General features: G+C 60.0%; 22 protein-coding genes. 12 read left to right on the plus strand and 10 right to left on the minus strand.

Annotated features, from left to right (window positions below; genetic code table 11):
• Positions 1-87 precede the first annotated feature (87 nt).
• Positions 88-1,896, minus strand: coding sequence for a monovalent cation:proton antiporter-2 (CPA2) family protein (locus tag HUW52_RS13430; RefSeq protein ID WP_175553898.1), 1,809 nt, complete (start codon positions 1,894-1,896; stop codon positions 88-90).
• 251 nt (positions 1,897-2,147) lie between these two features.
• Between HUW52_RS13430 and HUW52_RS13435 the strand changes: the two genes are divergently transcribed.
• Complete coding sequence (locus HUW52_RS13435; RefSeq protein WP_175553899.1) at positions 2,148-3,062, plus strand: LysR family transcriptional regulator; 915 nt, start codon at positions 2,148-2,150, stop codon at positions 3,060-3,062.
• Here the strand turns inward: HUW52_RS13435 and HUW52_RS13440 are convergent.
• Both HUW52_RS13440 and HUW52_RS13445 read right to left on the minus strand, forming a co-directional pair.
• A complete protein-coding gene (locus HUW52_RS13440) occupies positions 3,052-3,822 on the minus strand; it encodes a substrate-binding domain-containing protein (protein WP_175553900.1) in 771 nt (256 codons plus the stop codon). The two genes, HUW52_RS13435 and HUW52_RS13440, sit on opposite strands and share 11 nt — an antisense overlap.
• Positions 3,823-3,834: 12 nt before the next feature.
• The gene (locus HUW52_RS13445; protein ID WP_034156153.1) at positions 3,835-5,127 is read right to left on the minus strand and encodes an MFS transporter; all 1,293 of its coding nucleotides are present in this window, start codon (positions 5,125-5,127) and stop codon (positions 3,835-3,837) included.
• A 578-nt stretch (positions 5,128-5,705) separates the two neighbouring features.
• On the opposite strand from HUW52_RS13445, the gene HUW52_RS13450 reads away from it, so the two are divergent.
• On the plus strand, positions 5,706-6,011 hold the full coding sequence (locus HUW52_RS13450) for an RcnB family protein (RefSeq protein WP_175553901.1): 306 nt from the start codon (positions 5,706-5,708) through the stop codon (positions 6,009-6,011).
• 101 nt (positions 6,012-6,112) lie between these two features.
• The gene (locus HUW52_RS13455; RefSeq protein WP_175553902.1) at positions 6,113-6,577 is read left to right on the plus strand and encodes a hypothetical protein; all 465 of its coding nucleotides are present in this window, start codon (positions 6,113-6,115) and stop codon (positions 6,575-6,577) included.
• A 5-nt stretch (positions 6,578-6,582) separates the two neighbouring features.
• On the opposite strand, the gene HUW52_RS13460 is transcribed toward HUW52_RS13455, so the two are convergent.
• Entirely contained in the window at positions 6,583-7,659 is a 1,077-nt protein-coding gene (locus tag HUW52_RS13460) for a sensor domain-containing diguanylate cyclase (protein WP_175553903.1), read from the minus strand.
• A 163-nt stretch (positions 7,660-7,822) separates the two neighbouring features.
• Between HUW52_RS13460 and HUW52_RS13465 the strand changes: the two genes are divergently transcribed.
• Together HUW52_RS13465 and HUW52_RS13470 are read left to right on the plus strand one after the other, a co-directional pair.
• A complete protein-coding gene (locus HUW52_RS13465) occupies positions 7,823-8,161 on the plus strand; it encodes an FKBP-type peptidyl-prolyl cis-trans isomerase (RefSeq protein ID WP_175553904.1) in 339 nt (112 codons plus the stop codon).
• A gap of 35 nt (positions 8,162-8,196) precedes the next feature.
• Positions 8,197-8,610 carry a hypothetical protein gene (locus HUW52_RS13470; protein ID WP_175553905.1) on the plus strand — a complete coding sequence of 138 codons (414 nt, stop codon included), beginning with the start codon at positions 8,197-8,199 and terminating at the stop codon, positions 8,608-8,610.
• A gap of 139 nt (positions 8,611-8,749) precedes the next feature.
• Here HUW52_RS13470 and HUW52_RS13475 read toward each other — a convergent pair whose 3' ends face one another.
• The 3 genes from HUW52_RS13475 to ftrA form a co-directional block, all read right to left on the minus strand.
• The gene (locus HUW52_RS13475; protein WP_095124533.1) at positions 8,750-9,019 is read right to left on the minus strand and encodes a hypothetical protein; all 270 of its coding nucleotides are present in this window, start codon (positions 9,017-9,019) and stop codon (positions 8,750-8,752) included.
• A gap of 2 nt (positions 9,020-9,021) precedes the next feature.
• Positions 9,022-9,402, minus strand: coding sequence for a DUF6124 family protein (locus HUW52_RS13480; RefSeq protein ID WP_175553906.1), 381 nt, complete (start codon positions 9,400-9,402; stop codon positions 9,022-9,024).
• 436 nt (positions 9,403-9,838) lie between these two features.
• The gene (gene ftrA / locus HUW52_RS13485; RefSeq protein ID WP_175553907.1) at positions 9,839-10,813 is read right to left on the minus strand and encodes a transcriptional regulator FtrA; all 975 of its coding nucleotides are present in this window, start codon (positions 10,811-10,813) and stop codon (positions 9,839-9,841) included.
• A gap of 101 nt (positions 10,814-10,914) precedes the next feature.
• Here ftrA and HUW52_RS13490 point away from each other — a divergent pair, with 101 nt between their 5' ends.
• The 4 genes from HUW52_RS13490 to HUW52_RS13505 all read left to right on the plus strand — a co-directional run bounded on the left by HUW52_RS13490 (position 10,915) and on the right by HUW52_RS13505 (position 14,590).
• Positions 10,915-11,343 carry a rhodanese-like domain-containing protein gene (locus tag HUW52_RS13490; RefSeq protein WP_016984245.1) on the plus strand — a complete coding sequence of 143 codons (429 nt, stop codon included), beginning with the start codon at positions 10,915-10,917 and terminating at the stop codon, positions 11,341-11,343.
• Between the two features lie 247 nt (positions 11,344-11,590).
• Complete coding sequence (locus tag HUW52_RS13495; RefSeq protein WP_016984244.1) at positions 11,591-12,370, plus strand: ABC transporter substrate-binding protein; 780 nt, start codon at positions 11,591-11,593, stop codon at positions 12,368-12,370.
• Positions 12,371-12,580: 210 nt separating this feature from the next.
• Positions 12,581-13,693, plus strand: a complete 1,113-nt coding sequence (locus HUW52_RS13500) for a succinylglutamate desuccinylase/aspartoacylase family protein (RefSeq protein ID WP_175553908.1) — start codon at positions 12,581-12,583, stop codon at positions 13,691-13,693.
• A 180-nt stretch (positions 13,694-13,873) separates the two neighbouring features.
• A complete protein-coding gene (locus HUW52_RS13505; RefSeq protein WP_175553909.1) occupies positions 13,874-14,590 on the plus strand; it encodes an alpha/beta hydrolase in 717 nt (238 codons plus the stop codon).
• Here the strand turns inward: HUW52_RS13505 and HUW52_RS13510 are convergent.
• Together HUW52_RS13510 and HUW52_RS13515 are read right to left on the minus strand one after the other, a co-directional pair.
• Complete coding sequence (locus tag HUW52_RS13510) at positions 14,580-15,137, minus strand: hypothetical protein (RefSeq protein ID WP_175553910.1); 558 nt, start codon at positions 15,135-15,137, stop codon at positions 14,580-14,582. The genes HUW52_RS13505 and HUW52_RS13510 overlap by 11 nt on opposite strands.
• Before the next feature lie 84 nt (positions 15,138-15,221).
• A complete protein-coding gene (locus tag HUW52_RS13515) occupies positions 15,222-15,995 on the minus strand; it encodes a hypothetical protein (protein WP_175553911.1) in 774 nt (257 codons plus the stop codon).
• Positions 15,996-16,142: 147 nt separating this feature from the next.
• On the opposite strand from HUW52_RS13515, the gene HUW52_RS13520 reads away from it, so the two are divergent.
• Together HUW52_RS13520 and HUW52_RS13525 are read left to right on the plus strand one after the other, a co-directional pair.
• On the plus strand, positions 16,143-16,679 hold the full coding sequence (locus HUW52_RS13520) for a chalcone isomerase family protein (RefSeq protein WP_175553912.1): 537 nt from the start codon (positions 16,143-16,145) through the stop codon (positions 16,677-16,679).
• Between the two features lie 72 nt (positions 16,680-16,751).
• Positions 16,752-18,071 carry an Nramp family divalent metal transporter gene (locus HUW52_RS13525; protein ID WP_175553913.1) on the plus strand — a complete coding sequence of 440 codons (1,320 nt, stop codon included), beginning with the start codon at positions 16,752-16,754 and terminating at the stop codon, positions 18,069-18,071.
• 111 nt (positions 18,072-18,182) lie between these two features.
• Here the strand turns inward: HUW52_RS13525 and HUW52_RS13530 are convergent, their stop codons facing one another.
• Positions 18,183-19,286: a cytochrome P450 gene (locus HUW52_RS13530; protein ID WP_175553914.1), complete on the minus strand. Its 1,104-nt coding sequence runs from the start codon at positions 19,284-19,286 to the stop codon at positions 18,183-18,185.
• Positions 19,287-19,365: 79 nt separating this feature from the next.
• On the opposite strand from HUW52_RS13530, the gene HUW52_RS13535 reads away from it, so the two are divergent.
• Complete coding sequence (locus tag HUW52_RS13535) at positions 19,366-20,124, plus strand: helix-turn-helix transcriptional regulator (protein WP_175553915.1); 759 nt, start codon at positions 19,366-19,368, stop codon at positions 20,122-20,124.
• Positions 20,125-20,265: the final 141 nt, after the last annotated feature.

Consider the following 20,265-nt stretch of genomic DNA (forward strand, 5'->3'; position numbering starts at 1 on the left):
CGAATGCAATCTGTCAGTCATTTAGATGTTGACTGACACACCGCCTTCGCGAGCAAGCTCGCTCCCACATGGGGTTTTGTATGTGGCTCAGGTTTGGCGCGATTCTTCTTCCAGTTGGTCGGATTCAAACAACCGCGCCAGTTCCGCCCGGGCTTCCTGGGCGGTTTGCAGGACTTTCGCCGCGTCGTCGTAAATTGCGTGCTGCGCCTCCAGCACCTGTTCGTCGTGATGCTTGAAGCGCTTGATCCGCGCATCGGCCTGGGCCTGGGTCAAACCGAGGCCGACCAACGTGCGCCGGCTCATCTCGAGACTTGAATAATAAGTCTCTCGAATCGCCTCCGCGCCCACATCCACCAACCGATGCACATGCTGACGGTTACGTGCCCGAGCGATGATCTTCATGTGCGGATACAGCTTGCGCACCACCTCGGCCGTCTTGATGTTGGTCTCCGGATCATCCGTGGCAATCACGAAATATTCCGCCTCGCCGACCTTGGCCGCGTTAAGAATTTCCGGGCGCATCGGATCACCATAAAACACCGGCACACCGCCAAAACTGCGCGACAGTTCAATGGTTTCCACCGAGGTGTCCAGCGCGACGAACTTGATGTTCTGCGCACGCAGAATCCGCGCGACGATCTGGCCCATCCGGCCCATGCCGGCGATCACTACACGCGGGGAGTCAGTGTCGATCTCACGGTATTTTTCCGGCACTTCCACCGGCTGCACTTTCGGGCTAACCAGCCGCGCGCAGAGCAACAGCAACAACGGCGTCACCGCCATCGACAGGGTGATGGTCAGCACCAGCAGGTCATACAGGCGCGGTTCGAACAGACCCTGATCACGACCGATCTTGAACACCACAAAGGCGAATTCACCGCCCGCCGCCAACACGATACCGAGACGAATCGCACTGACCTTGTTCAAGCCACCGGCCAGACGCCCGACGACGAACAGCAGCGGCAATTTCAATCCGATCAACAGCAGCGTCAGCCCCAACACGGTGATCGGCGCACTCAGCAGCAAGCTGAGGTTGGCGCCCATGCCGACACTGATGAAAAACAGCCCGAGCAGCAGCCCTTTGAACGGCTCGATCTGCGCTTCCAGTTCATGGCGATATTCCGAATCCGCCAACAGCAAACCGGCAAGAAATGCCCCCAACGCCATCGACACGCCGACCAGATCCATCAACCACGCCGTGCCGATCACCACCAGCAATGCCGTGGCCGTCGACACTTCCGGCAAACCGGTTTTCGCCACCACGCGAAACACCGGACGCAGCAGATAGCGCCCACCGACCACGACCACCGCGATACCGCCGAGTACCTGCAGCGCGTGATTCAAACTTTCCGCGTTACTGGTGTCGTGAGCACCACCGGCGAGCATCGGCACCAGCGCAATCAACGGGATCGCGGCGATGTCCTGGAACAGCAGAATCGCAAACGCCAGCCGCCCATGGGGGCTGGTCAGTTCCTTGCGCTCGGCCAGACTTTGCAGACCGAATGCCGTTGAGGAAAGGGCTAAGCCGAGACCGAGCACAATCGCGCTGTTCAACGGTTGGTCAAACACCGACAACGCCAGCACGCCGATCACTGAAGCGGTCAGCAGCACCTGCGCCAGACCGACGCCGAACACCGATTTGCGCATCACCCACAAACGTCGCGGCGACAGCTCCAGACCAATGATGAACAGCAGCAACACCACGCCCAGCTCAGAAATATGCGCCACGCTTTGCGGGTTGCCGATCAGGCCCAAAACCGACGGGCCGATGATTACGCCGGCAAACAGATAACCGAGCACGGCGCCCAGTTGCAGACGTTTGGCCAAAGGCACGGTGAGCACGGCCGCGAACAGAAAGACGACGGCGGCTTGCAACAGATTGCCTTCATGGGGCATGGGGGGTTACTCCTGACAACGGTACGGCGGGGGTGACAAGGATAAGGGCTACAAAGACCTATAGGCCACTGGAGATCCAATGTGGGAGCGAGCTTGCTCGCGAAAGCGGAGTGTCAGCCAATAGTGTTTTCACTGACAGATTGCATTCGCGAGCAAGCTCGCTCCCACAGGGGTTCTGATGTTGAGTCTGTAATAATTTGCATCAATTGGTTACATTCATAACCTCTACGAATCAATCCCTGAGTCCCGCCATGGCCATCAACTTCGACCTCAACGATCTGCAAGCCTTCCGCGCCGTGGTCGAGCAGGGCAGTTTCCGCAAGGCCGCCGACACCGTGCGCCTGTCGCAACCGGCGTTGAGCCGGCGCATCGAGAAGCTCGAAGACGCCCTCGGCGTCAAACTCTTCGAACGCACCACGCGCAAGGTCAGCCTGACCCAGGCCGGGCGCGGATTCATGCCCAGTGTCGAACGTTTGCTTGATGACCTCGACGTGGCGTTGCTGGGTATCAGTGAAGTCGCCTCGACGCGGCTGGGCCACGTCACCGTCGCCTGTGTGCCCTCGGCGGCGTACTACTTCATGCCCCGCGTGGTCGCGCGTTATCACCAGCAATTTCCGCGGATCAAAGTCAAGGTGCTCGACTCCAGCGCGCACGATGTCTTGAGTGCGGTGGTCAATGGCGAGGCGGATTTCGGTTTGAGTTTTCTCGGCACGCAGGATGCCAAAGTCGAGTTCGAACCGCTTGTGCAGGAGTGCTACGTCGTTGCCTGCCGCCGCGATCATCCGTTGGCCGGGCGCAGCAGTGTGAGCTGGGACGAGTTCTATCAGCAGGATTACATCTCGCTCGACAAGACCTCCGGCAACCGCTTTCTGCTCGATCAGGCATTGAGCAGCGTGGTGCCGCAGCGCTCGAGTATCTGCGAAACCCGGCATGTGACGACGATGATTGGTCTGGTGGAGGCGGGGTTGGGCGTGGCGGCGGTGCCGCTGATGGCGATGCCCGGGCCGGATCATCCGATCCTGACGCGGGTGCCACTGACCGATCCGCAAGTGATGCGCAGTGTTGGCATTATCAAGCGCCGGGGTCGTACGTTGACCCCGGCGGCACTGGAGCTGGAGCGGCTGGTGGTGGAGATGAAAGTCCAGCCGCCAACGATCAGCGCTTGACCGAGTCCAGCCCGGTGGCCTGCACGTCCGCTTGCGCGGCTGGCGCGGCGAGGTAGGCGAGCAGGGCTTTGGCTTCTTCTGGATGCTGCGCACCGACCGGAATCCCGGCGGCAAAACGCGTCACCGACTGCACCGATTCCGGAATCTTCGCCACGAAACTCACGCCCGGCACCGGCAGCAATTCGCTGACCTGCTGGAAGCCCAATTGATAGTCGCCGGTAGCAACCACCGAGCCGACCGGGACTTTCGGGATCATTTTGGCCTTCGGTTTCAACTGATCTTCAATGCCCAGTTTCTTGAACAACTGCTGCTCGATGTACACGCCGCTGGCGCTGTCGGAGTAAGCCACCGATTGTGCGTCAAGCAAGGTTTTCTTCAAGGCGTCGACGCTGCTGATATCTGGTTTCGGCGCACCTTCACGCACCACCAGGCCGATCCGCGAATCGGCCAGCTCAACGCGCGAGGCCGGGTCGACTTTGCCTTGCTTGATCAGGTCGTCGAGGGCATAGCCGACCATGATCACCACGTCGGCGTGTTCACCGCGCGCGAGGCGATTGGGGATCGCCTCCGGCGCCTTGCCCATTGACGGGCCGAGGCTGGTGGTCAGTGTGTTGCCGCTGGTGGCGGCGAATTTCGGCCCGAGAATCTTGTAGGCGGCAGTGAAGCCTCCGGAGGTCATCACGCTCAATTCTTCGGCCTGCGCCGCGAGGTTGAACGCGAGACCGGCGAGCAGGGCGGTGACAGTAAACAGTTTTTTCATGGCGAGTTTTCCTCAGGCCGCGACAGGTTGCAGACGACCACCGGCACGGCGGTACAGATAAAGAGTGGCGCACAAGGCACACAGCGCGCCGATGCTCATCCAGTAACCCGGCGCGGCTTTGTCGCCGGTGTACTGAATCAGGAAGGTCGACATCGCCGGGGTGAAACCGCCGAAAATAGCGGTGGCCAGGCTGTAGGCGAGGGAGAAACCGGCAACGCGCACTTCCACCGGCATGATCTCGGTGAGCGCCGGAATCATCGCGCCGTTGTACAAGCCGTAGATAAACGACAGCCACAACAGCGACAGCAACATGTGGCTGAAGCTCGGCGCCTGCACCAGATACGACAGCGCCGGATAGGTCGTGGCCAAGGCCAGCAGCGACATGGCGATCAGCACCGGACGACGGCCGATACGATCCGACAGCATGCCGCCAATCGGCAGCCAGAAGAAGTTCGACACACCGACCAGCAAGGTCACCAGCAGCGCATCGGACGTGCTCAGGTGCAGCACGGTTTTGCCGAAGGTCGGCGCGTACACGGTGATCAGGTAAAACGCGGTGGTGGTCAGCGCGACCATCAACATGCCGCCGAGTACCACGCCCCAGTTCTGCCCGAGGGTGCGGAACACTTCGCCCATGCTCGGACGGTGTTTGCGTGCGGCGAACTCTTCGGTTTCCGCCAGGTTACGGCGCAGGAAAAAGATGAACGGCACGATCATGCAGCCGACGAAAAACGGAATCCGCCAGCCCCAATCGGCAATCACATCCGGCGCCATCCACGCGTTCAAGGCGTAGCCCAAAGCGGCGGCGACGATGATCGCCACTTGCTGACTGGCCGACTGCCAAGCGGTGAAGAAACCTTTGCGACCCGGCGTGGCGATCTCGGCGAGATACACCGACACACCGCCCAGTTCCGCCCCGGCCGAGAAGCCCTGCAGCAAGCGCCCGATCAACACCAGTGCGGGTGCAAACAGGCCGATGCTTTCGTATCCGGGCACCAGCACAATCAATATCGTGCCGCTGGCCATGATCGACAGCGTGACGATCAGACCTTTACGTCGACCGACATCATCGATGTACGCACCGAGCACGATGGCGCCCAGCGGACGCATCAAAAAGCCTGCGCCGAACACCGCAAAGGTCATCATCAGAGAGGCGAACTCACTGCTCGCCGGAAAGAACACCGCCGCGATCTGCGTGGCATAGAAGCCGAACAGGAAGAAATCGAACTGTTCGAGGAAGTTGCCCGAGGTCACCCGGAAAATGGCACCGGCCCGCGAGCCGTTGTGTGGGATTGAGGCTGTCATAGAAAAGTACTCCACCGCTTTTATGACGTGCGCGACGGGAGGGCGGCGCACGGTTTTTATTGAGGCGGATGGTGGCGCAGATGTAACAATCTGTTAATTGCATTGTTGGCATGGATTGATGTTCAGGGCGGATCAATGGTTTTTTGGGGTACAAATCCATTGCTGTGCTAACGGCTGCTTATGGTTTCGACTGACGGCGACGTCGCCGGTGAGAAAAGATCAAGGGCACTCGAGCTGGCGCTCATTGTAATGAGTGGTTAAAAGCGGGCGCATGGCTTTGGTTTGGTGAGGTGGCTACCCCTCACCCCAGCCCTCTCCCGAGGGAGAGGGAGCCGATTTCGGTTGGTTTTGAAACGTGCATTCGACTCGGTATCGCACATCGGCGCACTTCTGCCAAACACCTCGGTCAGTCCCCTCTCCCTCCGGGAGAGGGCTAGGGTGAGGGGCTCTTGATTTTGCTTTTGTTTACAGGACACCCAAATTCCAATGACCTCTAGCGCCCATCCCGGCAAAAAAAGGAATGATTCCCGAACCCGGCAGTCCGAGTTCAGGTAGCACACATCTCTGGAGGTTCACCGATGAACAGCAAAACCCTAATCGCCAGCCTGGCCCTCGTCGCCGGCATTGCCGGGATCAGCCCACTTGTTCAAGCGGCGCAAACCTCAAATGAACAAGCCGTGCAATCGCCGACCAGCGACCGCGAATTGAAGGTCAACGACCGCGCCCCGGACATTTATCAGCGCAGTGAAAAAGCCATCGACTGGAAAGCCAAGGGCCTGAAAAAGCCTGTTGATCAGGCGCAATGGGTACAGATCAATGACCAGTACGTCATGGTGATGATCACCAACGGGACGATTGTCGAGATGAAACCGGTCCCGCGTTAAACCTCCGGCAATAATCAGCCATGGACGGTTGATTGCAATCGAGCGCCGTTCGGGTAAAACCCGTGGGGAGTTTCGAGTGAAGGGAAGTCAGGAGCAACACGTTGGAAAAGAAACCGCTGTATCGCAAAGAAAACACCACCGCCCACAATGTCTGGCGCAACAACCCAGGCGGGCACTACCGTGATCAACGAAACACCAAAGCGCAAAGCCGCAGCGAGGCCACGCGCGGCTCGATGCATGGCATCAAACACCACGGCTACGACTACACGCCGTTGTTTCGTTTTCTGTTATCCCGCGTCGGCGGTCATTGGGATGAGATTTTCAGCGAAGCGGTTTCTCGCCTTGATCGGCCAGAGCCGGTGTTCTGGATGGTTGCCATCCACGAAGACGATCGCGAGGACATCGTGCGACTGGGCGAGTCGGCCTACTTCAACGGCCTCTTCGTCGATGAGCAAAAGCAGCTGCAAATCGTCAATCCGCAACTGAGTGTCGAGGAGATGAAGCCTCGTTGCCGTTGCTGCACGCATACCTTCAACGGTGTTCCGTTTGGCCTGCCTGCGGACTGATTTGGCTACTCAACCCGCACGTGATTCATCACCTGCCCACCCCCCAACCGATACTGATTATTGCCACTGCGCTTGGCCTCATACATCGCCAGATCGGCAATGTGCAGCAAGCGATCCATGGCCGTCGCATGGTCCGGAAACACCGCCACGCCAAGGCTGGTGCCGATGTGGCGCTGGTCGTTGCCGATGCTGATCGGTGGCGACAGTTCGATGAAGATTTTCTGGCAGATACTGCGGGCTTCGTCCTGCAAACTCAGGCTCGGCGCCAGGCCTTGCAGGATCACCACGAACTCATCGCCGCCAATGCGCGCAACGGTGTCGGTGGCGCGCAGGATGCGTTTCAGCCGCGTGGCCGTGGTGATCAGCACGCGGTCGCCGGCGGCATGGCCGTAGCGGTCGTTGATGGTTTTGAAGCCGTTGAGATCGACGAATACCAGTGCGACGCGGGTCTCGGTCTGGCGCGCTTGATCCAGCGCTTCGGACAAGCGTTGTTCCAGCACCAGGCGGTTGGGCAGGCCGGTCAGCGGATCGAAGTGGGCGAGGTGTTGCAGGTAGCTGGCCGAGGCTTTTTCTTCGGTGATGTCGCGCACCACGCCCATCATCTTCACCACCGCGTCGTGGTCGTTGCGCACCACGTTGCCGGTTTCCCGTAGCCAGCGAATCGTGCCGTCGGGCCACACCACGCGGTATTCCTCATCATGGTTTTCGCCGGTCTCTAGGCAACGCAGTTCACCTTCACGCACCTTGGTGCGATCGTCCGGATGCACGCAGGAACAAAACAGCGCATAGGACGGTGTGATTTCGCCGATCTTGAACCCGAACATGCCGTAAATCGCATCCGACCAGTACAGCCGATCCGTGTCGACTTCCCAATCCCATGTGCCGATGCGCGCAAAGTACTGGCTGCGCTTGAAGCGCTCGACGTCGCCGTCCTGCTGAATGTGTTGGCTATCGGCGGCCCGTCTCAGCAGATCCCGATACTGCGCGAGCTGCCGACGCAAATCGCGTTCGCGCCACAGCAGCAGAGCGATGATGGCGAGCAAGATCACGCCCACGGCAAGGCTGATCCAGAACAGAGTCATTCGGGTGCTGCCAGCATGGCGGGTGGATCCGTGGAGTAGTGGCGGTTGGCTATGTTAATGCTTCAATACTCGGTTCGGATACCATGTTGATCTGCGCTGGCAGGTTGCCAATCCACGGCATTTCTGGGAAAACGGCGGCCGGCTGAACAATAGAGTGAATGTTATGAATGATGAACTGCAGGTAATCGATCTTCAGGTCGGCGAAGGCAAAGCCGCCGTCAAAGGCGCGCTGATCACCACCCAATACACCGGCTGGCTTGAAGACGGCAGCGAGTTCGATTCTTCCTACAGCCGTGGCAAACCTTTTCAGTGCGTGATTGGCACCGGACGGGTGATCAAGGGTTGGGATCAGGGCTTGATGGGCATGCAAGTGGGGGGCAAGCGCAAATTGCTGGTGCCGGCGCATTTGGGGTACGGCGAACGGACGATGGGCAAGATTCCGCCGAATTCGAATCTGGTGTTTGAGATTGAGTTGTTGGAAGTGCTGACGCGGGATGATTGAAACCGGGTCGTTTTTTACGCTTGGGAATAAATGCGATGGATGTGTGGCAGTGGGTTTCACAAGTTGCCGATTGGCTGGTGGAGAGGCATGCCTCGCGCAGAGGATCGACTTACAACTACATGTATTTCGTTTCCGCTGCCACTGCAGTTGGCAGTTGGGTAGTCGCGAAAGAACTGCTCGCCAAACGCAAGGCCCTAAAAGCAAGCGTGTCTGAAGCTCTGCAAAATGAAACGTTACGTGCGATGTCCTTTGCTCAGGAGGATGGGCGACCAGTCAAACGCACTGCGACGTTGGTCCGCCAGGCAGAAACCTTTTTCGTCACGGTCATTCGCCATGACGATGAAGAATGCGTGGAGTCATCCAGTGAAGCGTTGCACTCGCTGGACGATGTCGACGTTTACTTGCGTGACCACACACCCTTTATCCTCGCGGATTTTCGAGCGTCGTGACTCGCGCGTCCGATGCAGAAAGAACGCTTTCGCGAGCAGGCTCGCTCCCACATTGGGACGGCGGTGTACTCGAATGCCGCGAGCAACCGCGAACAACTGTGGGAGCGAGCCTGCTCGCGAAGAGCGATCACGCGGTCAATCAGGCTGCGTGCGCCATTTCGGCCAGTGTGTCGGCCACGGTTCTTTGTAGTGAGGGGAACCGGCGTGTCACGCGGCGCAGTGCGGGTAGCACGGCGTCGATTTCCAGTTCATCGAGTTGGGGAAGGGCGGTGACGGCGGAGGCGACGATGGATTCGCGTTCGCTTTCGAACAGCACCAGGCAGGCGTTCTGTGCCCAGCGTCCGTCCCGTTCGTTGAAGCCCATGGCCACCAGTGCCGCGACGACTTGTGCATCGGTTTTGTTGGACATGTTTATTGCCTCAGGGCGGGGTCGATTTTGTCGAGGGCGCGGTTGACCGCGAGTTCGCCGAGCATGACCACTTGCTGGATGCCGAGCACGGTGTTGCGGTAGGGCGAGTCGAGCAGGGCCGCGAAGTCGCTGAGCATGACGCTGGCCGAGGCCATGGATTCGCAGGCGTGGGCCATGAGGTCTTCGGCGCCGGTGTTCGGGTCGACGAGGAACATGGTGCTGGGTCTGCGCGGTGGTGACGGCGGTGTGGGTTTCAGGTAGTGGTCGAGGGCGCGCTCGGCGGCTTCGTGGAGTTTTCTGGAGCCCGGTGTGGAGTAGGGGGACGTTGGATTTGGATCGTTTTCCGCGTCTGTTTCAGGTGGATTCGGCGTTACTTTGAACATGGTGTAGGTTTCCAAATTGATGCCGACACCACCTCGCGACTAAACGAAAAGGTGGCAGCTGTACGCAGGTTAGTCGACCGGTAAACCCACCAAAACCGGCGCACCCGAAGGCGCCCTGCGCACAGCTACCATTGAGTGAGGTATCGAAATACCTACTGTCTGGAACGTTGTGCAGTTTAAGTAGATTACCGAGCGACTAAACCCGATCACTGAACATTCAGTGACGCGATCCAAGTTACCGGCAGCCCCCAAGCCGCACAAGCCGGCGGATTCTGGCGTAGTTGTAGGCAAAGGCGCAAGGCGCTGTAGCCTTGTGGCTGATGTCTAAATGATGCTGCGTTTGACTGGGCGCCTTCGCGAGCAGGCTCGCTCCCACCTTTGAAATGCGTACCCCTGTGGGAGCGAGCTTGCTCGCGAAGGCGCCTTCAAAATCACCTCAGGATTCAACCCTCGCGCCCCGCCCAAACCGCTCCCGATACACCGACGGCGGCACCCCCACCACCCCACGAAACGCCACACGAAAACTCTCCACCGACCGATAACCGCAACGCTCGGCAATCTGCTCGGTGTTATGCGGCGTACTCTCCAGCAACTCCCGCGCCCGCGCCAACCGTTCGTGCTGCAACCAAGCCTTGGGCGACTGCCCACTGGCTTCGGTAAACCGCCGCAGAAATGTGCGCTCACTCATCGCCGCTTCACTGGCCAGATCGCGCACTTCCAGCGGTTCATGTAAACGCTCGCGCGCCCACTGCATCACCCGCGACAGATCATTGCGCGGTGTAGGGCTGACTGGTGTCGGAATGAACTGCGCCTGACCGCCAGTACGCTGCGGCGACATCACCAGTCGCCGCGCTACCGAGTTGGCGACTTGCGTACCGAAGTCCCGCGCCACCAGATGCAGGCAGGCATCGATCCCGGCAGCGCTGCCGGCCGAGGTGATCAACTGACCGGCGTCGACATAAAGGACATCAGCATCGACAGCAATCGCCGGGAAGCGCTGCGCCAGTTCCGCCGTGTAACGCCAATGGGTGGTGGCGCCGTGGCCATCGAGCAAACCGGTGGCCGCCAGCACAAATACACCGGAGCAGATCGACAGCAACCGCGCACCTCGGGCATGGGCCTGACACAGCGCGTCGATCAATGCTGGAGGTACCGCCGCGTTGCGATCGCGCCAGCCGGGAATGATGATGGTGCGCGCCTCGGCCAACAATTCCAGACCGCCATCGGCCAGCACTTGAATGCCGCCCAAGGCGCGCATCGGGCCTTGATCGACCGCCGCAATGGCGTGTGTGTACCACGGGAAATCGAACTCCGGCCGGGTCAGGCCGAAGACCTCCACGGCGATGCCGAACTCGAATGTGCAGAGGCCGTCGTAGGCCAGAATCGCAACCAAACCTGGTGATGTCGGCATTTGGCGGAAAATTCCCGGTGAGTGTCTTGTGCGCCACTGTAGCCGTAAGCGGCCGCTCGATAAAGTCTGTTCACACCCGTTCAGATAAAGGAGCAACACCCATGGTCAGTCTGGTTCGCGACATCCCCGCAGCACCGTCGGCAATCGCCCTGATGCACTTCAGCAATCGTCTGACTTTCGAAACCGATTGTTCCGACGTATTCAGTAGCCAAGAGGCTGGCGAGATTGATTTTGTGCTGGTTGATGTGCGCGGGCCGCTGGCCTTTGAGCGCGGGCATGTGCCGGGGGCGATCAATATTCCGAACCGCTTGCTGACGGCGGCAGAACTGGCCAGCTACCCGAAAACCACCCTGTTCGTGGTCTATTGCGCCGGCCCGCACTGCAACGGCGCGAATAAGGCAGCGGTGAAACTGGCGGCGCTGGGGTATCCGGTCAAAGAGATGATCGGCGGGGTTACCGGATGGCTGGATGAAGGCTTTCAATTGAGCGTTGAGCAAGCCGCCAAAACCGCCATCGGCTGCGAATGCTGACGTTCGTTTAAGAGATTTCCTGAGCAAAAAAAGCGCTTGTCCTACAGCCTCTGCACCACGACGGAGCACCCGTTGACCCCGGTCAATCGGTGCGCCGATTTTTCATAAGTATTTGTCGCTTAAACACAATTTACCCTGTGCGCGCCGCCATAGACTGCCGGCCACTTCGGTTTTTGTAGCCAATTGGCCATGACCGAACGCTGAATCGAAAGCTGCCAATAAAAGCCTCCGCACACAGGAGTTATAAATGAAGAAGCTAGTGATGTTCGGTGCCCTGGCACTGTCGATGTTGTCCCTGACCGCTGTGGCCGAAGACGCCAAGCCGATCCGCATCGGTATCGAAGCCGGTTACCCGCCATTCTCGATGAAAACCCCTGACGGCAAACTCGCCGGTTTCGACGTCGACATCGGCGATGCGCTGTGCGCGCAGATGAAAGTCAAATGCACCTGGGTCGAGCAGGAATTCGATGGCCTGATCCCGGCGCTGAAAGTGAAGAAAATCGACGCGATCCTGTCGTCGATGACCATCACCGACGACCGCAAAAAGAACGTCGATTTCACTATCAAGTACTACCACACCCCGGCGCGCTTCGTGATGAAGGAAGGCTCCGGTGTCAAAGACCCGCTGACCGAGCTCAAGGGCAAGAAAGTCGGTGTGCTGCGCGCCAGTACCCACGACCGTTACGCCACCGAAGTGCTGGTGCCAGCCGGGATCGACCTGGTGCGTTACGGCTCGCAGCAGGAAGCCAACCTCGACATGGTTTCCGGTCGTATCGACGCGATGCTGGCCGACTCGGTCAACCTCAGCGACGGTTTCCTGAAAACCGACGCCGGCAAAGGTTTTGAATTCGTTGGCCCGACCTACGAAGACGCCAAGTACTTCGGCGGCGGCGCTGGCATTGCGGTGCGCAAGGGCGATACCGCGCTGGCCGAGCAGTTCAACAAAGCCATCACCGAAATCCGCGCCAATGGCGAGTACAAGAAAGTCCAGGACAAGTACTTCGACTTTGATGTGTACGGCCATTAATACGCCGTAGAAAAAAGTGGCCCCGTTTGCGCGGTGGCCACTTTTTTTATGCTTTCTTTCTACAGATGGAGATCCCTGTGGGAGCGAGCTTGCTCGCGAATTCGGTTTAACATTCAACATCTTTATTGACTGTCAAATTGCATTCGCGAGCAAGCTCGCTCCCACAGGGATCTCATTGATCCAGATCTACCAGACTGCAGGAGTTTTCCCATGCAACGCATCGACCATGTTCTGCCCTGGAGCCACTTGGGCAGCGAACGCTCGCTCAGCGTGTTTCGCTACGGCGCGGGCGCCCGCAAGGTGTACATCCAGGCCAGCCTGCACGCCGATGAACTGCCGGGCATGCGCACCGCGTGGGAACTCAAGCAACGCCTCAATGAGCTGGAACAGCAAGGCCGTTTGCAGGGCGTGATCGAGCTGGTGCCGGTAGCCAACCCGATCGGCCTCGATCAACACGTGCAAGGCGCGCACATGGGCCGCTTCGAACTGGGCAGCGGCAAGAATTTCAACCGCGCTTTCGTCGAACTCAGTGCCCCGGTCGGGGCGTTGATCGGTGAGCGTCTGGGCGCTGATGCCGAGGCCAACGTTGCACTGATCCGCCAAACCATGGGCCAGGTCTTCGATGAGCTGCCGGCCCCGGCCTCGCAACTGCAAGCGTTGCATCGCTTGTTGCTGCGCCATGCCTGCGATGCCGACATCACCCTCGATCTGCATTGTGATTTCGACGCAGCGATTCACTTGTACGCGCTGCCGCAGCACTGGCCACAGTGGCAATCGCTGGCGGCACGCTTGAAGGCCGGCGTGGCGCTGTTGTGTGAAGATTCCGGCGGCAGCTCGTTCGATGAATCCTGCTCGACGCCGTGGCTGCGTCTGGCGCGGGCGTTCCCGAATGCCGCGATCCCAGCGGCGAACCTGGCGACCACGCTGGAGCTGGGCAGCATGGGCGACACCCGGGTCGATCAGGCGCAGGCCAATTGTGAGGCGATTCTCGGTTTCCTCGCCGAGCAGGGTTTTATCAGCGGCGAATGGCCGGCGGCACCGGGCGAGTGCTGTGAAGGTCTGCCGTTCGAGGGCACCGAATACCTGTTCGCGCCGCACCATGGTGTGGTCAGTTTTCTGCGCAATGCCGGAGAGTGGGTGGAGAAGGGCGATGCGTTGTTCGAGGTGGTCGATCCGTTGCAGGATCGCGTGACCACCGTGCGTGCCGGCACCAGCGGGGTGTTGTTTGCGCTGGATCGTGGGCGCTATACCGAGCCGGGGATCTGGCAGGCGAAAGTGGCGGGGCGGGTGGCGTTTCGGACCGGGAAACTGACTAACGACTGACGGATCCTTGTAGGATTCAACGGCCCTTTCGCGAGCAAGCTCGCTCCCACAGGGGAATGCATTTCCAATGTGGGAGCGAGCTTGCTCGCGAAGGGGCCATCGGCAGCACCCAACATGTTGATCCTCGCCGCAGGATGTTAGGCTCCCCCCCGAACCCGACACTCTGTGAAGGAAGGCTCTATGTTGAAGGTCTTTGCTCTGCTGACCCTGCTGGCGTCCAGCGCCGTGCAGGCGCAAACCACGCTGCAATCCGATCTGCCGCTCAAGTACCTCGAACAGGTGCACGCCGACGCCGAACCGCGGCCGCTGGTGATTTTTCTGCACGGCTACGGCAGTAACGAAGCCGACCTGATCGGCATGAAATTTCAGCTGCCGGCGCAATACAACTACCTGTCGGTGCAGGCACCGCTGTCGCTCGGTGAAGGGCGTTTCCAGTGGTTTCGCAAGAAAGGTGAAGGTGCCTACAACGGCGAGACCGATGATCTGAAGGTCAGTGGCCAGAAGCTGCGCGACTTTATCGCGCAAGCGGCGCAGAAATATCACACCACTCCGAGCAAGGTGTACCTGATCGGCTTCAGCCAAGGCGCGATGATGACCTACGAGGTCGGGCTGCGGCCGCCAGTGGCGGTCGGTGGGATCGCGGCGTTGAGCGGGCGTTTGTTGCCGGTGTTGAAGAGTGAACTCAAGACCGAACAGCAGCCATTGCCACTGAGCATCTTCATCGGCCACGGCACGGCCGATGATCCGGTGCCGTATAAGAACGGCACCGAGGCCAACGCTCAGTTACAGAAACTCGGTTATAAACCGCAGTTCCATGCCTATCCCGGCGTCGGCCACAGTATTAGTGCGGCCGAGTTGCGTGACTTGAATGGCTGGCTGCAGCAGCTCAATCCTTGAGGATGGTTTTCACCAGCGCATCGTGACCTTTCTTGTCGCTGGCGCGGGAGATCACCTGCACCAACGCCATCTTCGGGCCAGAGCCGGCCATCAGCGTGGTGTTGAGGGTCTGGCCACCGCCCTGGGTGGCGGTGCTGTCGACCTGACGCAGGCCGAGGCCGGTGCCTTTTTGGGTCAGGCTCTTCTCGCTGAGTTTGTTGAAGTCCGGCAGGGCCTTGCGCTGGTCTTCAATGAAACTCGCCACGCTGCCGTCGAGAAACTGGCCGTCGTTGTCCTTGACGTGCTGGCCTTCGGGAATCTTGTTTTCAGCGGTAATGACCACGGTTTTTGTGGCCTCGTTGGTGTACATCGTGCCCGTGGTCCCGCTCGGGCTGGTCGGCAGCGGGTCGGCGATGAAACCTTTTGGCAGCACAAAAGTGAACTTGCCATCGAGCATCGAGACTTTCTCGGTGCCGGCATTTTTCTTGGCCGCTTGCGCGTGGAAGGCGCCGAAACCGGCGAGGGCCGCCACCAGCAGGACGACGGCTTTTTTGCTCAACAATGACATGTGAATCTCCGGTGGATGGTCGCGCGAGGCGGGCGATCATCCCATGGAGGGGGGCGGGCGTTCCAGCGCGAATCGTCTGACCGGTCACTGCGCCTGAGCTTTCGCCAGCGGGTGGGCCAGCAGGCGTTTGGTCACGCCGAGCATGGCCACCGACACCGCAACGCCGACGGCAAATCCACTCAGGCCCATGCTTGGCAAGGTCACCGCCGAGACCAGACAAAACGCCGAAAACGAATACATGCCGGTGGCCGTCGCCCGTAACAATGCGGCGGTAAATGCCGGGCCGCGCGTTTGTTGCGAGAACACCGCCATCACACTGCCGAGTACCGGGAACACCGCGAGCAAACCGCTCCAGCGCTCGCCGACGGTGCTGGCGAGCATCGTCACCACCAGGGTCAACGCGGCGCCGGCGATCATCCGCCAGATCAGTTTGTCCGATTTCGGCGCCGGGCCGTTGAGCACCGGTTGCACCGTAGGAAACAGATATGGCGATGCCAACAACGCAACCGCCGCCGCTGCCACGGAAAACGGCAGCGACGCCGGGATCAGCGACAATACCCACGCAATCACGGCCCACACCGACAGCGATGCCGTCAGCGCCAATGGCCAGTTCGCCCGTTGCGCGACCTGCGCGTAGGTGATGCAGAACGCAATCATCGCGAACATCGCCGATAACGCCGCCACCGCCGACTGCGCGGCAAACGCCGGACCCTGCTCGATGGCGAGGAAAAACAGAATCGGCCCGACTACCACTGGCAATCCCGACAGCCACCCGGCCACGCTTGGCCCCCAACGTTTACCCGCCAGGGAAATCAGCAGCAGAAAACCGGGAATCAGCAGCAGTTTGAGGATCAGCACGCAGGAGTCTCCATCCGTTGAAGGTTCGCCACGTTAGCATTGTCGATCGGCGATTGCTGCCTATGTGCGCAGTTTTTGTATACAAAGTGCCGGCGACGATACCCAGCTATGCTTTGACTATCAGGGCTTGCCGGAGTCGATACCGCGATGAACAGAACACCCAAGGTGTTACGGGGATGTTGCGGCATCGGCTTGTGGGCGTTGTTGCTGACGCCAACCTGGGCCAATTGGCAGGACGCCGTGCCCGGCGCGCAGATCATTGGCACCGGCGATTACAGCGTGTTCGGTTTCGATGTCTACAACGCGCGCCTCTGGAGTGCTGCGCGGCCCTTGGTCGACGGCCAGCCGTTTGCGCTGGAGTTGATTTACCGCCGGAACATTTCCCGCGACGACCTGGTCAAGGCCAGCGTCGACGAAATCAAACGTTTGGCAGGGAGTAGCGTCAGCCCGGCGCAATTGGCCGGTTGGCAGATCCAGATGCAGCAATCGTTCGTCGATGTGCAAGCCGGCACGCGCATTACCGGCGTCTATCTGCCGGGGCAGGGCGCGCGGTTTTTTGTCGGTCAGCAGTTGCAGCATGAGATTGATGACCCGCTGTTTGCCCGCGCGTTTTTCGATATCTGGCTGGATCCGCGCACGCGCAGTCCGGAGTTGCGCGAACAGTTGTTGGGGGTGAGTCGATAGATTTTTTTGCTCTTCAAGGCACAGGCTGAAACCTCTAAGCTGCGTCTTTCCGACTTGTTTCTGGATGTGTGCGTGAAATTCAGCTTGCCCAAAATCGCCACCGCGCCGTTTTGCCCGCCGGAAGTGGCTGGCAGTGTTGCGGTTGATCCCAATGCGTCGTTCTTCAAACGCGTGCTGCGTTTTGCCGGTCCCGGGTTGCTGGTGTCGATCGGTTACATGGATCCGGGCAACTGGGCCACCGCCATCGAGGCCGGTTCACGCTTTGGTTACAGCCTGTTGTTTGTGGTGTTGCTGGCGAGTCTGGCGGGCATGGTCGTGCAATGCCTGTGTTCGCGGTTGGGCATTGCCACCGGGCGCGATCTGGCGCAGCTGTCCCGTGAGCGCTACAGCACACCGACCGCGCGCCTGCAGTGGGTGTTGGCGGAAATCTCGATCATCGCCACCGATCTGGCCGAAGTACTCGGTTGTGCGCTGGCCTTTCACTTGTTGCTCGGTTGTTCGCTGACCTTCGGCATTGCCCTGACGGCGTTCGACACCTTGCTGGTACTGGCCCTGCAAAATCGCGGTTTCCGTCGTCTGGAAGCGATCATGCTGGTGTTGGTCGCGACCATTGGCGTGTGTTTTTTCGTTGAACTGTTGCTGATCAAACCGTACTGGCCGGATGTCGCCCAAGGCTTCAAACCGTCGCTGGCGGCGATTGGTGAAGCGGCGCCGTTGTACCTGGCGATCGGTATTCTCGGCGCGACGGTGATGCCGCATAACCTCTATCTGCATACCTCGATCGTGCAGACGCGGATGATCGGCAAGGACCTGGCAAGCAAGCAGGACGCGGTGAAACTGGCACGCATCGACACCATCGGTTCGCTGGCGCTGGCGTTGCTGGTCAACGCGGCGATCCTGATTCTCGCGGCAGCGGCGTTTCACCAGTTCGGGCACACCGACGTGGTGGACATTCAGGACGCCTACCACTTGCTCGATCCGCTGGTCGGTGGCGCGCTGGCCAGCGTGTTGTTCGGCGTGGCGCTGCTGGCGTCGGGGCAGAGCTCGACCTTTACCGGCACTATCGCCGGCCAGGTGATCATGGAGGGTTACCTGAATCTGCGGATCCCGTGCTGGCAGCGGCGCTTGATTACTCGCGGACTGGCGTTGATTCCGGCGTTTATTGGCGTGTGGTTGATGGGCGATAACGCGATCGGCAAGTTGCTGGTGCTGAGTCAGGTGGTGTTGAGCCTGCAATTGCCGTTTGCCTTGTATCCGTTGATTCGCATGACCAACGACAAACAGCTGATGGGGCCGTTTGTGAACCGCTGGCCAACCCGGGTACTGGCTTGGGGGTTGTTTGTGGTGATCAGCAGCGCTAACAGCTGGTTGATTTTGCAATGGGCGGTTTGAGCCGGAATTTGCAGTGACTGGGCTGGCCTCTTCGCGAGCAAGCTCGCTCCCACAGGGTTGTGATCACCCGTTAACTAATGTGGGAGCGAGCTTGCTCGCGAAGACGGATTGTCAGGCGCCGAGTTCGCTGAATACTGGAATGCGCCCGTTGAGCGAAGGTCTGTAGTGCCAGCCCAAACGATTCAGATCAATGCCACGCCCAAGTATTTCCCTCACCGTCGCTCCGGCAATACTCATCGCCAACGCTTGCCCCGGACACTGATGCCGACCACTGCCAAAACTGAAACTGCGGCGGTTCTCGCGCTGCGGCACAAACTCCTCCGGCCGTTCGTTGAGCGCCGGATCTCGATTAGCCGAGGCCAGCAGCAGCAGAATCACATCGCCTGCCTCGACCCGCACACCGGCAATCTCGCACGGCGCGGCGACAAAGCGCCGGGTGTTCTGCACGGACGGGTCGAAGCGCTGCGCTTCGCTGAGCAGTGCATCGATGGATTCGCCGCGCAACGCCGGCTGATGACGTAGCGCCAACAGGGTATTGCCGATCAGTCCGGCGCAGGCTTCGAATGTCTGCGAACAGAGGCCGATCAGGTTGGCGATCAGGATTTCCTCATCGCCGACAAAGCGCTGCTGGATCGCGCTGAGCAAATCGCTGGCGGGTTCGGCGAGCAGTTCGATAAAGTAGCTGCGCAGTTGTTCGGCCGCCGCATCGGCTGCGGCCAGTTGCAGGTCATTGCTCAACGGCGACAGGCAGGCGACGAAGTCCGCCGTCAGCTCGCTGACTGCCCGCGCCTGCGCCGGCGTGAATCCCAGCAGCGCCGCGACCACGCACACCGGGCCACGAAACATTGCCTTGTAGACACCGACGGCGTCCGCTGTGATCAGTCGTGCGGCGACCAACGCATTGATGGGTTCAAGGTCCAGCGTTGCCAGCTCAGGCTCGATTGCCGCACGCGGGCAGCGCTGGCGTTCGCCGTCATTCATGCGCATCAGCTGGCTAAAGACTTTGCCGGCCATGCCTTTTGCAATCGCTGCGGGCACTGGCTCCTGCGCCGGACGCACCCGGCAATCGGCGTGGGCCAACACCGCACACACTGCCCGGGCACTGCTGGCGACCCACAGTTTCAGCTCTGGATGAAACGTCAGTCCACCTGCTGCGCGCAGTTCGGCGTAGTAGGGATAAGGATCGGCATGCGTTGCTGCGCTGATCGGGTTCATGGTTTGCATCCTTGTCGGTGGGGAAAGTGTTGCTACTATCTCCACTGCGCAACGACGATGATTCGTCCGGGAGCGAACTATGCACGCAGAACATCAAGACATCGGTGTATCGCAGGTAGCCGCCGCCATCGCCGAGCCGGCGCGGACGAAAATCCTCTGTTCGCTGATGGACGGCCACGCCCGCACCAGCACCGAGCTGGCGACGATCGCCGAAGTCAGCGCCTCGACCGCCAGTGTGCACCTGGCGAAACTCAAGGACCTGGCCCTGGTGCGTCTGCATGTGCAGGGTCGCCATCGCTATTACAGCCTCGCCGATCAGCGTGTGGCGCAAGCGCTGGAAGCGTTGATGGTGATTGGCCAGAATGCGGCGCCGACGTTCAAGCCGCACACCCCGGATCGCCTGCAATTCGCCCGCACTTGCTATGACCACATGGCCGGGACGCTGGCGGTGTTGCTGCATGACCGTTTGATCGAGGGCGGTTGGTTGGTGGCAACCGACGAGCAGGCGTATCGCTTGAGTGAGACGGGCGAGGCGTTGTTTCTCGGTTTGGGAATAGAAGTGCAGGATTTAACGACCCTGCGCCGCAAGTTTGCCTGTCCGTGCCTGGACTGGAGCATGCGCCGGCCGCATCTCGGTGGTTCGCTGGGCGCGGCGTTGTTGCAAACCGCGTTGAAGCGCAGGTGGGTGACGCAGGATCTGGACAGTCGGGCGCTGGCGTTGACGGCGGCGGGGCGCAAGGAGATCGGTGCACGGTTTGGTGTTGAGTGGCCGGTAGACGGGCAGATCAAAAGATCGCAGCCTTCGGCAGCTCCTACAGGAGTTGCGTACACCCGATAAATCTCGACCCTACCCAATCCATGTAGGAGCTGCCGAAGGCTGCGATCTTTTGATTTTCAGCGTCTGACCGACGAGGGGCGCATCTGCCACCTTGTAACACCGCATTCGACTCTATACTGTATATGCAAACAGTATAGAGCC

Origin of the sequence: Pseudomonas sp. 43A, assembly GCF_013363935.1 — a bacterium.
GTDB lineage: Bacteria > Pseudomonadota > Gammaproteobacteria > Pseudomonadales > Pseudomonadaceae > Aquipseudomonas > Aquipseudomonas crudilactis.